The sequence below is a fragment of the Caballeronia sp. LZ062 genome (assembly GCF_031450785.1).
Classification (GTDB): Bacteria; Pseudomonadota; Gammaproteobacteria; order Burkholderiales; family Burkholderiaceae; genus Caballeronia.
The window spans coordinates 2035334-2048393 of sequence record NZ_JARTWB010000002.1 but is presented as its reverse complement, the minus strand read 5'-3'; the positions used below and the strand labels follow the sequence as shown (position 1 = coordinate 2048393).

Sequence of the window (13060 nt, the reverse complement as noted above, 5' to 3'; positions counted from 1 at the left end):
CGTTTGTAGCGTTTGCAGCGCTGGCAGCGTTCAGGCGGACGGCGTTGGGTCCGCCACCCAGTCGCCCGATTTCCCGCCGTGCTTTTCCATCACGCGCACATTGGTGATGGTCATGCCGCGATCGACGGCCTTGCACATGTCGTAGATGGTCAGTAGCCCAACCTGTACGGCGGTGAGTGCTTCCATTTCCACGCCCGTGCGCCCGACGGTCTCCACGCGCACTTCACAATGCACGCCGGGCAGCGTGTCATCGACGGAGAAGTCGACAGCCACGCGGGTCAGCGCGAGCGGATGACACAGCGGAATCAGATCGGCGGTGCGCTTGGCGCCCTGAATCGCCGCGATGCGCGCGACGCCGAGCACGTCGCCCTTTTTGGCGCGTCCTTCGCGGATCAGTGCGAGCGTGGCGTCGAGCATGACGATGGAGCCGCGCGCCACTGCGATGCGCCGCGTCTCGTTCTTGTCGCCGACATCGACCATGTGCGCCTCGCCGGCGGCATCGAAATGTGTGAGTGCGGACATATCGTCTCCTTGCAATGGGCGCCTATCTTACCAGCGGGACCTGCGGCGGAAACGGTGCGAATCCGTGCCTGCAGGCACCGCCGAGCGCGCAACACTTGATACGATAAGCGCGTTCCGATCATCACGCTGACCGCCGGTGCCGCACCGGCTTCGCGCCATGTCTTTGAATCGTCCGAGCCGCATGCTCGTGTCCGCGTTGTGCCTTAGTCTCGCCATGCCGCCGTTCGCCGCAGCGCAGACGGGCGCGCGCACGGCGGACGGGGCCAACGCGACGAACGTGACCAACGCGACGAACGCGACGAACGCGGCCAACGCGGACAACAGGGCCAACGCGGCCAACACGGCCAACACGGCCAACACGGCCAACACGGCCAACACGGCCAACACGGCCAACACGGCCAACACGGCCAACACGGCCAACACGGACAACACGGACAACACGGCCAACACGGCCAACACGGCCAACACGGCCAACACGGCCAACACGGCCAACACGGCCAACACGGCCAACACGGCCAACACGGCCAACACGGCCAACACGGCCAACGCGGCCAATACGGCCAATACGGCCAATACGGCCAACACGAAGAACGGCACGAACGGACCCAACCCGGCGAACGCGACAAAGTCGACAAACGCGCCAAACACGACCAATGTGCCGAACGCGCACAATGCGACCAACGCGATAAAGACCACCCCCGCACCAACCCCCCCGCCCAACAACGTCGCCGACGGCGTCTTCGGCGTCTACGGCGGCGCGGAAAGCCGCTTCGCCAATCGCCCCGGCGCGATGGCGAATCTGCGCGCGCCGCTTTCCTCCGTGCAACTGCCCGATCTGGGCGACGGTTCCGGCGGCACGCTTTCGCCTCAGGCAGAACGCAAGCTCGGTGAGCGGACGATGCGCGAAGTCCGCGCCGATCCCGACTATCTCGACGACTGGCTCATACGCGATTACCTCGACTCCATCGCATCGAAGCTGTCCGCCGCCGCGGCGACGCAGTACCTCGGCGGGTATCGTCCGGACTTCGAACTCTTCGCCGTGCGCGATCCGCAGATCAACGCGTTCTCGATGCCCGGCGGCTTCATCGGCGTGAACACCGGATTGATCTCGGCGACGCAGACGGAATCCGAGCTCGCGTCCGTCGTCGGCCACGAGATGGGACACGTGCTTCAGCGCCACATCGCGCGGATGATCAGCGCGCAGGAAAAAAGCGGCTATGCGGCGCTCGCGGCCATGCTGGCCGGCCTGCTCGCGGGCGTGATGACGCATAGCGGCGATCTTGGCATGGGTATCGCGATGGGCGGCCAGGCCTTCGCCGTCGACAATCAACTGCGCTTCTCGCGCGCGGCCGAGCACGAGGCGGATCGCGTCGGCTTTCAGATGCTCGCGGCGGCCGGCTACGATCCCTACGCGATGACCGCGTTCTTCGAGCGGCTCGACCGCGCGTCGATGGCCGATAACGGCGTGCCGCCCTACGCACGCACGCATCCGCTGACGACGGAGCGTATCGCCGACATGGAGGATCGCGCGCGGCGCGTGCCGTATCGGCAGCCGCGTCAGTCGCCCGAGTATGCGTTCGTGCGGGCGCGGGCACGCGTGCTTCAGGTGAACTACGCGAGCGACTATCGTGAAGTCGCGAGCCGTCTCAAATCCGAAATCGACGATCAAACCGCGCTCAACCCGGCCGCGAACTGGTATGGCATCGCGCTCGCGCGTTCGCTGATGGGCGACTACGACGGCGCCAACGACGCGCTCGCCCGATCGCGGCGGCTCTTCGAAGGCGAGAAGGCGAGCACGGCGGCGGCTTCGGTGCAGGCGCAGCGCGAATTGGCGCAGACGGTCGAAGGCGTCGAAAGCCGCGATGCGCGTTCCGATGACAAGCGCCACGCGCAGCAGCAGAAGGGCGCGTCGAAGGCGCAAGGCGAAAGCGTCGGCGCTTCGCCGCGTGGCGTGTCGGGTTCATCGGCGAACGCTCGCGCGGGCGTTGGAGCTGCGCGTGCCAGTCGCGACGAAGCGCGATCTTCACGAGCCGCGAATATTCAAAGCACGTCCGCTTCAACGACGACCGCTCGCGCCGCCATAGAAGTCCCGCCTGCGCGAAGCGACAGACCGCTACTTGCTCAAGCAGCCACCCTGCAAGACGCGCGCACGAACAACGCCAACCCGCACTCGACGCCACAAACCGCGAACGCCTCCGCCCCGGCCGTCTCAATGTCCTCGCTCCTGAGCAGCAGCGCATACGGCGCGCTGAACGCAGATCCCGCCGCTCCCGCCCCGGCAAGCGCGCCCATCGCGCTTCCGCCCGTGCGCGTGATCGCCCAGCAAGCCGCCCGCAGCACGCCCAGTCTCGACGTGCTCGCCGCCGAAATCGCGCGCCGTGCGGGACGTTATGACGACGCCGTCCGCCTCGCCGACATCGCGCAGACGCGCTGGCCCAACTCGCACGCGGCGCTCGACGTGCATCTGCAGTCGCTGATCGCCGCGCATCGCTATCAGGAAGCGCAGACGCTCGCGCGCGGCGAAACACGCGCGGAACCGGCGCGCGCCGACTGGTGGCTGTATCTCGCGCAGGCAAGCGCGGGCCTGAACGATCCGCTTCGCCAGCATCAGGCGATGGCCGAGAAGCTCGCGCTCGACGGCGCGTGGCCGTCCGCCATTCGCCAGTTGAAGGAAGCACGCGACGTGAAGACCGCGAGCTTCTACGATCTCTCGACCATTTCCGCGCGGCTGCGCGACTTCGAAGCGCGCTACAAGGAAGAGCGCGACGAGGAAAAGAAGAGCTGACGCTTCAGGCTTTCGACGCCGCGCGGGCAGCCGGACTCGCGACGAAACCGAAGCGGGTCTCGACGTCCGCGCGTCGGATGGACTGCAACGGCAGATCGGTCCCGTCGCGCCAATGGAAGATCCCGCCGCGCGACGCGTCGTCGAAGCTCGCGTGGCTCGAGAAGAGATCGAGGTCGTGATCGTGCAAGGCGGCGACGCGCGGCGGCGTGGCATCGTCGGAGAAGAGCAGGCCGCCTTCGTCGTCGAGAAACGCCTGCGCCGGCTCGAACGGCGCGCCGGTGTGGTCCGTCAGCCGCAATGCGCCGTCCGTCGCCGAAAGACGCACGATCCACGGCGTGTAAGCCAGCTCTACATACACGCGCTGCGGCCCGTTCTGAAAGAACCACTGGCCGTCGGCATCGCGCTCGTAGTTGCGGTTGATGAAGCCGATCAGCGCTTCGTGGCGAATGGCATCGCCGAGCACGCCCGCGGCCTGCGCCGCCTCGTCGCGCATGCGCCACTGGCCGCGCCGGTCCAGCAGCAGCCAGCCCGTGCAATGCGGAACGTTCGGCCACTTGGCGAGCGCCTGTTTGACGATCTCATCCATGATTCATTCGCCCGGAAGAAAGTGTTCGAGATAGCCGAACACGCGCGACGACAGCCAGTCGATGCGTCCCGGAAACGGTCCCGTCATGAAGCCGACATGGCCGCCGTGGTTCGGCTGATCCAGCGTGACAGACGCCGAGACTTCCGCCTGCGAAGGCAGCGCGCGCTGCGGCAGGAAAGGATCGTTGCGGGCGTTCAGCACGAGCGCCGGCACCGCGATGCGCTTCAGATGCGCGCGGGTCGTGGCCGTGGACCAGTAATCATCCGTATCGCGAAAACCGTGCAGCGGCGCGGTGACGACGTTGTCGAATTCATAGAGCGTGCGCGCCGCGAGCACGGCGTGACGGTCGTAGAGGCCGGGATACTGATCGAGTTTTGCGAGCGCCTTCTTCTTTAGCGACTTCAGGAAGCTGCGCGTATAGACCATGCCGAAGCCTTGCGAGATGGCTTGACCGCCCGCGTGGACATCGAGCGGCGCGGAAATCGCGGCGGCGGCGCTCACGATCGAGGCGTCCGTGCCGCGCTCGCACAGCCAGTGCAGGAGCACGTTGCCGCCGAGCGAAACGCCCGCCGCGACGATCGGCCCCGCGTGCCTTTCGCGCAGCCGCCGCAGAATCCAGTCGACTTCCGCGCTGTCCGCGAGGTGATAGAAACGCGGGAGCCGGTTCATCGACCCGCTGCAACTGCGAAAGTGCGGCACCGCCCCGTGCCAGCCGCGCGCGTGCGCAGCGGCCATCATCGTGCGGGCGTAGTGTGAGTCGGAGTTGCCTTCGAGGCCATGGAACAGCACGAAAAGCGGAGCGATCGATGCCGGGCGCGCGGCGTCATCGTGCGCGAGCCAGTCCACGTCGATGAAATCGCCGTCCGGCGTATCCCACCGCTCGCGCCGATAACGCACCGCCGGCTTGCGTCCGAAAAGCGCGGGAACGATGGTTTGCGCGTGACTCGTCGGCAGCCAGCGCGGCGCGCTGTAGAGCCATTGCGAGACGGGTTCGGCGAGCACGCGGCCCGCGGCCTGCACGGTTTCCTTCAACGCGACGGCGGGCGCCTTGTCCACGAACGACGAATCGTGTTTCAACAACGGATCGCGCTTCATGGCCTTCTCCCCGGCGAACGTCTTTCTATGCTTCGTGACTGCGGTATTTCAGTGCAACGGTCCTTGCCCGTGACGCAGCTTCGCCGCGAACTGGCCGGCCGTTTCCATCGGCATCTCGCTTGCGTGAATATGCGCGATGCGCCATTCGCCGCGTTCGTGAACCATCACGTAAGTCGAGAAAATCATGCGCGGCGCGGCGGTGCCCGCCGGCTGATGCGCCTCCGCGATGGCATAGACCACCGTGCCTAAGCTGTCGTACACGCGAATATCGAGCGGCTCGATGCTGACGGCCTGCGCGTCGAACTGCTTGCCGAGCCCCGCGCGAATGCTTTCGAGCCCATGCAGATGCGTGCCGTCCGCGCAGATGCAGGTGGCGAATTCCTCGTCGATCCAAAGCGACATGACAGCGTCGATGCTGTTGTCGGCGACCGCCTGATAGTAAGCGTTGAGAGTGTCGGCGGCGGCTTCGAATAGGCGGGCGAAACGTGGCATGGGCTCGTTGGTCTCTGGCATTCGATGCGCACGCCGTGTCACGGTGGCGTGCCGCATCGGTCATGATTCAAAGCATGCCTCCGTTCGGAGACACTCGCGTGTCCGCGCCCGCACACGGAGAAGCCGATGCCGCAGCAATGCCGCCGCTTTCAAGCAGCGGCGCGACGCCTCAGCGATGCGCGAGCAACATGCCGCGCAAATCGCCGAAAACCTGCTCGGCGGAGAGTTCGCGAAGGCAATTCAGATGGCCGAGCGGACACTCGCGGGCAAAGCACGGACTGCACTTAAGATGAAGCCATTGTACCTTTGCGACGTCGGACAAGGGCGGCGTATGGCGCGGGTCGGTGGAGCCGTACACCGCGACGAGCGGGCGCCTGAGCGCCGCGGCCACGTGCATCAGACCAGAGTCGTTGGTGACGACGGCGCTCGCCCGTGCGATCAGCGCGCACGCTTCGCCGAGCGATGTCTGACCGCACAGATTGCGCACGTTCGGCGCACGCTCGGCAATGGCCTGCGCGACCGCCGAGTCCTTATTCGATCCGAGCGCGACGATGCGCGCATAAGGGAACGACTGCGCGACGAACTGCGCGAGCGACGCGAAATGCTCCGGCGGCCAGCGTTTGGCCGGACCGTACTCCGCGCCGGGGCAAAAGACGACAAGCGGCGCGCGCGTATCGAGATTGAAGCGCGCCGACACGCGCACCGCTTCGTTCGGGTCCGATTCGAGGCGCGGCACCGGCAAGAGCGGCGCGTCGCTCGTCTGCGCGTCCTGCGCTTGCGCGTAGCGGTCGATGAACGGCAGCTTCGCGCCCGGCGCATAGGCGAGGGCGGCGTATTGCGCGGTCATCGGCGGGCGCTCGGTCTTCGGCGGATTCGGGTGGCGCACGTTCAAGAGTCCGTAGCGGCTCTCGCCCTTGTAGCCGATGCGCAGCCGGATGCCCGCCATCCACGGAATCAGCGCGGATTTCGCGGAATTAGGCAGCACGTAGGCGGCGTCGTAGCCGACATCGCGCAAGTCGCTTGCGAGCTGCCAGCGGCGCAGCAGTTGCAGCTTGCCGTGCGCGAGATCCGTCGCGTAGACGTCGCGGATCTCGGGCATGCGTTCGAGCACGGGCGCGACCCAACTCGGCGCGACCGCGTCGATCGCGATGCGCGGATGGAGCTTTCGCAAAAGCGTGAACAGCGGCTGCGCCATCAACGCGTCACCGATCCAGTTCGGTGCTATAACCAGCGCACGGCGCATCAGTCGATTTCCGATCTCAAAATGTAGCGCCTCGCCGCAACGCGCGGCGAGGCGTCGGTCTTGGGGATGTCATGGCGCGACGGCCATGCGCATTGAGCGAACGAGAGCAAACGAAAAGCGCGCGCTCGGGACGAACCCGGAGCGCGCACATCGGCGACGCTCGAAAGTGACGAGCGGGTTCAGTGGCCCTTCATGACTTCGCCGTCCTTCAGCTTGTAGCGCGTGCCGCAGTACGGGCAGCGGGCTTCGCCGTGCGTCACGTCGAGGAACACGCGGGGATGCGCGCTCCAGCGTTGCATTTTCGGATTCGGGCAGAACGCGGGGATATCTTTCGCCGACAATTCCACCAGCGGCATTTCCTTCAGGTCGCTCATTGCTATCTCTTTCAATGTCGTTCGTTGCTCTTGCCGGTCGCGTGAAGGCGAGCCGCGCGGCCCGCCGCGGCGCAATCAGACTTTCGCGATCCAGCTCGCGTACTTTTCGTTCTTGCCGCCGACCACGTCGAAGAACGCGCTTTGCAGCTTCTCCGTGATCGGGCCGCGCTTGCCCGCGCCGATCGTGCGGTTGTCGAGTTCGCGGATCGGCGTGACTTCGGCGGCGGTGCCGGTGAAGAACGCTTCGTCGCACGTATAGACTTCGTCGCGCGTGATGCGCTTTTCGATGACCGGGATGCCGAAATCGCGCGCCAGCGTGATGACCGTGTCGCGCGTGATGCCGTCGAGGCACGACGACAAGTCCGGCGTGTACAGCTTGCCGTTGTTCACGAGGAAGAAGTTCTCGCCGGAGCCTTCGGACACGTAGCCGTCCACGTCGAGCAGCAGGGCTTCGTCGTAACCGTCCGTGACGGCTTCCTGGTTCGCCAGAATGGAGTTCACGTACCAGCCGGACGCCTTCGCGCGCACCATCGACACGTTCACGTGATGCCGCGTGAACGACGACGTCTTCACGCGGATGCCCTTCGCGAGCCCGTCTTCGCCGAGATACGCGCCCCACGGCCACGCGGCGATGGCCACGTGAATGGTGTTGCCCTTCGCCGAGACGCCGAGCTTTTCCGAGCCGACCCAGATGATCGGGCGGATGTAACACGATTCGAGCTTGTTCTCGCGCACGACTTCGAGTTGCGCGGCTTCGAGCGTCGCGTGATCGAACGGGACTTCCATCTGGAAGATCTTCGCCGAGTTCAGAAGGCGCTTGGTGTGCTCCTTCAGGCGGAAAATGGCCGTTCCCTGCGCCGTCTTGTACGCGCGCACGCCCTCGAATACGCCCATGCCGTAGTGCAGCGTGTGCGTCAGGACGTGGATGTTGGCGTCTCGCCAGTCGATCAGCTTGCCATCCATCCAGATCTTGCCGTCGCGGTCGGCCATTGACATACGGTTCTCCTAGCTGTCTCGTTCAGAAATTCGATAAATCCTGATAAGCCCGATGAATCTGTCTTCGCCGCCCATTGCCGACGCTATGCGGTTCGGAGGCGGTCAAAGTCCGTCATTTTAGCGTCTTTTCACATTCGAACTCGATGGGATGCGCCTTTCACGCCGCTATAATTTGCCTTTCGCCGCGGGCGCGGAAAAGCGGCCCGAATTCTCGTCGAATCATCGGGCGACGCGGGGCGTTGCGCGGCGCGCGGCATTTCGACTTTCGTCATCGCGGAACCCTGGCCGCGCACCCTTGCATGCTCCAACGGTTGTCCGACACCCACCGCCGCGCATTTATCGAAGGCACCCGCGCCTTCTCGCCCGCCGTCATGGCGACGTTCGCGTGGGGACTCGTCACTGGCGTCGCCATGACGAAATCGGTGCTCACGGTGCCGCAGGCTTTGGGCATGTCGCTCGCGGTGTACGCGGGATCGTCTCAGCTCGCGGTGCTGCCGCTCCTTGCCGCAAAGCTGCCGCTCTGGACCGTGCTCCTGACCGCCGCCATGGTGAATCTGCGCTTCGTCATCTTCAGCGCGGGGCTCGCGCCGCATTTCTCCTATCTGCCGATGTGGCGGCGCCTGCTCATTGGTTACTTCAACGGCGACATCATCTATCTGATGTTCTCCGCGCGGAACTTCCCGGTCGGCCGGCAGCCGGGCAAGGAAGCGTTCTTCTGGGGACTCGCCGTGAGCTGCTGGCTCGCGTGGCAAGTGTCGTCGGTGGCGGGCATCCTGCTCGCGAGCGTCATTCCCGACAACTGGGGGCTGGAACTCGCGGGAACGCTGGCGTTGATTCCGCTCATCGTTTCGGCCATCGCGACGCGCTCGACGCTCGCTGCGGTCGTCGTCGCGAGTGTGGTCGCGCTGCTCGCGTTTCATCTGCCGTATCGCTTCGGCTTGCCGCTCGCGGTGCTCGCCGCGCTCCTGGCCGGCACGCTCGCCGATGTCATCGCCGAACGCGCTCAACCGGCGGCGCCACGTCCTGGCGAGCCGGAAGCGCCCGACGCGCAGCAGGCGGCGGAAGCCGAGGCCGAAGCCACGAGGCCCGCGCAATGACCGCGTTCCAGATCTGGCTCGCCATTCTCGGCATGGGCGTCGTGACGGCGGCGACGCGCGCGTTCTTTCTGATTGGCGGCGAGCGCACCGTTCTGCCGCCGCGCGTGCAACGCGTGCTGCGTTACGCTCCGGCGGCCGCGCTGGCGGGCGTCGTCGTGCCGGATCTGCTCGAAACATCCGCCGGCTTTTCGATCGCGTTCTCGAATCATGCGGTGTGGGCATCGCTCGCCGGACTCGCGTATTACGTGTGGCGGCGCGGCATGATGGGCACCATCGCGGTCGGCATGGTCGTTTTCACACTGCTGCGCGTCGGCGCGTGAGGCGCTTTGCATTCGACGATGCCCGCCGCGATGCGCACCAAATACGCGGAATCAAGAATCACCGGCTAGAGCGGCCGGGGTGATCGGTTAAAATGACGGTCTTTCCTGTCGCATGGAGCGAGGTCGAAAGTGAGTCCGGCAGTCACCGCATCGGTTCCGAAGCTCGCCGCCTCCGGCTTGTCCGCCGCGTCCGTGTCTTCGCGCTTCCTGCAGTCGGTCTTCCGCGCTCCGTCTTCCGTGCTTCACTCAGCCCTCGGCCCGCTTGCGCGGCAGGCGCTGTCCGCTCCTTGCGATTTCGCGTCTTTCCGCTCCCAGTTTCCGTTTTCAGGCCCCGCGCCGCATATTCAACGAACCGGCCGGCGCTTCTCCGGCCATCTTCGCCCGAACCGCTTTTCTGACTAACGTTGACTCCCATGACGAAAGTACTGCGTTTCACCGATCTGATCGCCGAAGGCAAAGTCTCCGGCAAGCGCGTGTTCATCCGCGCGGACCTCAACGTGCCGCAGGACGATGCCGGCAACATCACCGAAGACACGCGCGTGCGCGCCTCGGTCCCCGCGATCGAGGCAGCGCTCGATGCCGGCGCGGCCGTGATGGTCACGTCCCATCTGGGCCGTCCGACCGAAGGCCAGTTCAAGCCGGAAGACTCGCTTGCGCCGGTCGCGGCGCGTCTCGCGGAACTGCTCGGTCGCGACGTGCCGCTCGTCGCGGACTGGGTGGACGGCGTGGACGTGCAGCCGGGTAATGTCGTGCTGCTGGAAAACTGCCGCTGCAACAAGGGCGAGAAGAAGAACGACGACGGCCTCGCGCAAAAGCTCGCGAAGCTCTGCGACATCTACGTCAACGACGCCTTCGGCACCGCGCACCGCGCCGAAGCGACCACGCACGGCATCGCGAAATACGCGCCTATCGCGTGCGCCGGCCCGCTGCTCGCCGCCGAACTCGACGCGCTCGGCAAGGCGCTCGGCAACCCGAAGCGTCCGCTCGTGGCCATCGTCGCGGGCTCGAAAGTGTCGACCAAGCTCACCATTTTGAAGTCGCTCGCCGAGAAGGTGGATCAGTTGATCGTCGGCGGCGGCATCGCGAATACGTTCATGCTGGCGTCGGGGCTCAAGATCGGCAAGTCGCTTGCCGAAGCCGATCTCGTCGGCGAGGCGAAGGAAATCATCGGAGAGGCGCGCGCGCGCGGGGCGTCGGTGCCCATTCCGAGCGATGTCGTGACCGCCAAGGAATTCGCCGCGACCGCGAAGGCCGAGACGAAGCCCGTCGCCGATATCGCCGACGACGACATGATCCTCGACATCGGCCCGGACACCGCGAACGCGCTCGCCGCGCAACTCGCGACGGCGGGCACCATTGTGTGGAACGGGCCGGTCGGCGTGTTCGAATTCGACCAGTTCGGCAACGGCACGAAGACGCTGGCGCAGGCCATCGCGAATTCATCGGCGTTCTCGATCGCGGGCGGCGGCGACACGCTCGCGGCCATCGCGAAGTACGGCATCCACGACAAGGTCAGCTACATCTCGACCGGCGGCGGCGCGTTCCTCGAGTTCCTCGAAGGCAAGACGCTCCCGGCGGTGGAAGTGCTCGAGTCGCGGGCGTAACGCCCGGTGACGGCCCGAGACAATCCGGCGAAAGCAGCAAGGAAGGGCGCGCAAGCAGCCGGCGGCGCGCAAGCGGATGTGACCGAGAGCGGCAGTCAACCGGATGCCGCCGCCGTTGCGGCGCTCACCATCGCGGAGGCGGCTGTCAGTGAAGAGCCGCTTGTGGAAGAACAGACGGCTCCGGTCGTCACCATCGGCGGCGTGCCCGTTCATGCCGCACAGCCCATCGATAAAGCGACGCCGGCACGAACCGGCGCGCGCGCGCAGCCAGTGAGCAACACGTCACTGCAAGCGCAACGTGCTCGCAGCCTGGTTACGGCCGTTCCCAAAGAGACGAGGAAAGACATGCATCGCGCCACCAAGATTGTCGCCACCATCGGTCCGGCGTCGAGTAATCCGGACATCCTGCTGCAGATGATGCAGGCCGGGCTCGACGTCGTTCGCTTCAACTTCTCGCACGGCACCGCCGACGATCATCGCCAGCGCGCCGAATGGGTGCGCGAGGCGGCGCGGCAGGTCGGCCGCGAAGTCGCGATCATGGCGGACCTGCAAGGCCCCAAGATTCGCGTCGGCAAGTTCGAGAACGGCAAGACCATGCTGGTCGCGGGCAACACGTTCATCCTCGATGCGAACTGCGAGTTGGGCAACAACGACCGCGTGGGCCTCGACTACAAGGATCTGCCGCGCGATCTGCGGGCAGGCGACGTGCTGTTGCTGAACGACGGCCTGATCGTGCTCGACGTCACGCGCGTGATCGGCGAGGAGATTCACACGACGGTCAAAGTCGGCGGCGAGTTGTCGAACAACAAGGGCATCAACCGGCAAGGCGGCGGGCTGACCGCGCCCGCGCTGACCGAGAAGGACATGGAGGACATCCGGACCGCAATGTCGCTCGGCGCGGATTTCGTCGCGGTGTCGTTCCCGAAGAATGCGACGGACATGGAAATGGCGCGGCAACTGGCGAACATCGCGGGCGCGCCGTACGGCATCAAGCCGAAGATGATCGCGAAAATCGAGCGCGCCGAGGCCATTCCGGCGCTGCAAGGCATTCTCGACGCCTCCGACGGCATCATGGTCGCGCGCGGCGATCTCGCGGTGGAAGTGGGCAACGCGGCCGTGCCCGCGCTGCAAAAGCGCATGATCCGCATGGCGCGTGAGTCGAACAAGCTCGTGATCACGGCCACGCAGATGATGGAATCGATGATCCACGCGCCCGTGCCGACGCGCGCCGAAGTGTCCGACGTGGCGAACGCCGTGCTGGACGGCACCGACGCCGTCATGCTTTCCGCCGAAACCGCGGCGGGCAAGTATCCGGTCACGACGATCGAAACGATGGCCGCCGTGTGCATCGAAGCGGAAAAGTCCGAGGAATCGCAGCTCGACCGCGATTTCCTGGACCGGACGTTCACGCGCATCGACCAGTCGATTGCCATGGGCGCGCTTTTCACCGCGTTCCATCTGGGCGCGAAGGCGGTCGTCGCGCTGACGGAATCCGGCTCGACCGCGCTGTGGATGTCGCGCCACTGGACGCACGTGCCCATCTTCGCGCTGACGCCGCGCGTGGGCAGCGAGCGCACGATGTCGCTGTATCGCAACGTCACGCCGCTGCATCTCGACACCAACATGGATCGCGACACGGCGCTGAATCAGGCGCTCGAAGTGGTCGTGTCGAAAGGCTACGCGGCGCGCGGCGACATGGTCGTGCTCACGGTCGGCGAGCCGATGGGACAGGCGGGCGGCACGAACACGCTCAAGATCGTGCGCGTCGGCGACCATTTCTGAGCGGCGCCTCGTTTTTTGAGAAGCCTGCGCGGTCAAGCGCCGCGCGGAACGTCGCAGCATGGCAAGGCGTTCGCGGTCCGGGCCGCGAACGCCACAGAGCGCGCAAGACGACTTGTCACAGGTCGTTGCCACGAAAAGGCCGGAAGCTGCCTGAGCATCACAGA

The 13060-nt window shown here is 65.8% G+C and carries 12 protein-coding genes; 5 read left to right on the top strand and 7 right to left on the bottom strand.

Features of this window, described 5'->3' with window-relative positions:
• Positions 1 to 30: 30 nt before the first annotated feature.
• Positions 31 to 522, bottom strand: coding sequence for a cyclic pyranopterin monophosphate synthase MoaC (gene moaC, locus P9239_RS15585; protein WP_309752401.1), 492 nt, complete (start codon positions 520 to 522; stop codon positions 31 to 33).
• A gap of 157 nt (positions 523 to 679) precedes the next feature.
• Between moaC and P9239_RS15580 the strand changes: the two genes are divergently transcribed.
• Positions 680 to 3307, top strand: a complete 2628-nt coding sequence (locus P9239_RS15580) for a M48 family metalloprotease (RefSeq protein ID WP_404989713.1) — start codon at positions 680 to 682, stop codon at positions 3305 to 3307.
• Between the two features lie 4 nt (positions 3308 to 3311).
• Here P9239_RS15580 and P9239_RS15575 read toward each other — a convergent pair whose 3' ends face one another.
• The 6 genes from P9239_RS15575 to P9239_RS15550 form a co-directional block, all read right to left on the bottom strand.
• A complete protein-coding gene (locus P9239_RS15575) occupies positions 3312 to 3893 on the bottom strand; it encodes a DUF2946 family protein (RefSeq protein ID WP_309752399.1) in 582 nt (193 codons plus the stop codon).
• A 3-nt stretch (positions 3894 to 3896) separates the two neighbouring features.
• Positions 3897 to 4988, bottom strand: a complete 1092-nt coding sequence (locus P9239_RS15570) for a hydrolase (RefSeq protein WP_309752397.1) — start codon at positions 4986 to 4988, stop codon at positions 3897 to 3899.
• A 48-nt stretch (positions 4989 to 5036) separates the two neighbouring features.
• Entirely contained in the window at positions 5037 to 5480 is a 444-nt protein-coding gene (locus tag P9239_RS15565) for a nuclear transport factor 2 family protein (protein ID WP_309752395.1), read from the bottom strand.
• 169 nt (positions 5481 to 5649) lie between these two features.
• A complete protein-coding gene (waaF, locus tag P9239_RS15560) occupies positions 5650 to 6723 on the bottom strand; it encodes a lipopolysaccharide heptosyltransferase II (RefSeq protein WP_309752393.1) in 1074 nt (357 codons plus the stop codon).
• Between the two features lie 179 nt (positions 6724 to 6902).
• Positions 6903 to 7097 (bottom strand): zinc-finger domain-containing protein, encoded by a 195-nt coding sequence (locus P9239_RS15555; protein WP_309752391.1) that lies wholly within the window; start codon positions 7095 to 7097, stop codon positions 6903 to 6905.
• A 75-nt stretch (positions 7098 to 7172) separates the two neighbouring features.
• Positions 7173 to 8093 carry a branched-chain amino acid transaminase gene (locus P9239_RS15550; protein ID WP_250471365.1) on the bottom strand — a complete coding sequence of 307 codons (921 nt, stop codon included), beginning with the start codon at positions 8091 to 8093 and terminating at the stop codon, positions 7173 to 7175.
• A gap of 299 nt (positions 8094 to 8392) precedes the next feature.
• Between P9239_RS15550 and P9239_RS15545 the strand changes: the two genes are divergently transcribed.
• From P9239_RS15545 to pyk, 4 genes are all read left to right on the top strand, one after another.
• Complete coding sequence (locus P9239_RS15545; protein ID WP_309752390.1) at positions 8393 to 9190, top strand: AzlC family ABC transporter permease; 798 nt, start codon at positions 8393 to 8395, stop codon at positions 9188 to 9190.
• Positions 9187 to 9510 (top strand): AzlD domain-containing protein, encoded by a 324-nt coding sequence (locus tag P9239_RS15540; protein ID WP_309752388.1) that lies wholly within the window; start codon positions 9187 to 9189, stop codon positions 9508 to 9510. Before P9239_RS15545 ends, P9239_RS15540 begins: the two co-directional genes overlap by 4 nt.
• A gap of 413 nt (positions 9511 to 9923) precedes the next feature.
• Entirely contained in the window at positions 9924 to 11114 is a 1191-nt protein-coding gene (locus P9239_RS15535) for a phosphoglycerate kinase (protein ID WP_309752386.1), read from the top strand.
• Positions 11115 to 11459: 345 nt separating this feature from the next.
• Positions 11460 to 12896, top strand: a complete 1437-nt coding sequence (gene pyk / locus P9239_RS15530; RefSeq protein WP_309754082.1) for a pyruvate kinase — start codon at positions 11460 to 11462, stop codon at positions 12894 to 12896.
• Positions 12897 to 13060: the final 164 nt, after the last annotated feature.

Bases quoted from the DNA above. Each gene is read 5' to 3' on its own strand.
- P9239_RS15550 (WP_250471365.1), bottom strand. From the start codon at position 8,093: ATGTCAATGGCCGACCGCGACGGCAAGATCTGGATGGATGGCAAGCTG.
- P9239_RS15575 (WP_309752399.1), bottom strand. From the start codon at position 3,893: ATGGATGAGATCGTCAAACAGGCGCTCGCCAAGTGGCCGAACGTTCCG.
- P9239_RS15535 (WP_309752386.1), top strand. From the start codon at position 9,924: ATGACGAAAGTACTGCGTTTCACCGATCTGATCGCCGAAGGCAAAGTC.
- P9239_RS15545 (WP_309752390.1), top strand. From the start codon at position 8,393: ATGCTCCAACGGTTGTCCGACACCCACCGCCGCGCATTTATCGAAGGC.
- P9239_RS15580 (WP_404989713.1), top strand. From the start codon at position 680: ATGTCTTTGAATCGTCCGAGCCGCATGCTCGTGTCCGCGTTGTGCCTT.
- waaF (WP_309752393.1), bottom strand. From the start codon at position 6,723: ATGCGCCGTGCGCTGGTTATAGCACCGAACTGGATCGGTGACGCGTTG.
- P9239_RS15540 (WP_309752388.1), top strand. From the start codon at position 9,187: ATGACCGCGTTCCAGATCTGGCTCGCCATTCTCGGCATGGGCGTCGTG.
- moaC (WP_309752401.1), bottom strand. From the start codon at position 522: ATGTCCGCACTCACACATTTCGATGCCGCCGGCGAGGCGCACATGGTC.
- P9239_RS15555 (WP_309752391.1), bottom strand. From the start codon at position 7,097: ATGAGCGACCTGAAGGAAATGCCGCTGGTGGAATTGTCGGCGAAAGAT.
- pyk (WP_309754082.1), top strand. From the start codon at position 11,460: ATGCATCGCGCCACCAAGATTGTCGCCACCATCGGTCCGGCGTCGAGT.
- P9239_RS15570 (WP_309752397.1), bottom strand. From the start codon at position 4,988: ATGAAGCGCGATCCGTTGTTGAAACACGATTCGTCGTTCGTGGACAAG.
- P9239_RS15565 (WP_309752395.1), bottom strand. From the start codon at position 5,480: ATGCCACGTTTCGCCCGCCTATTCGAAGCCGCCGCCGACACTCTCAAC.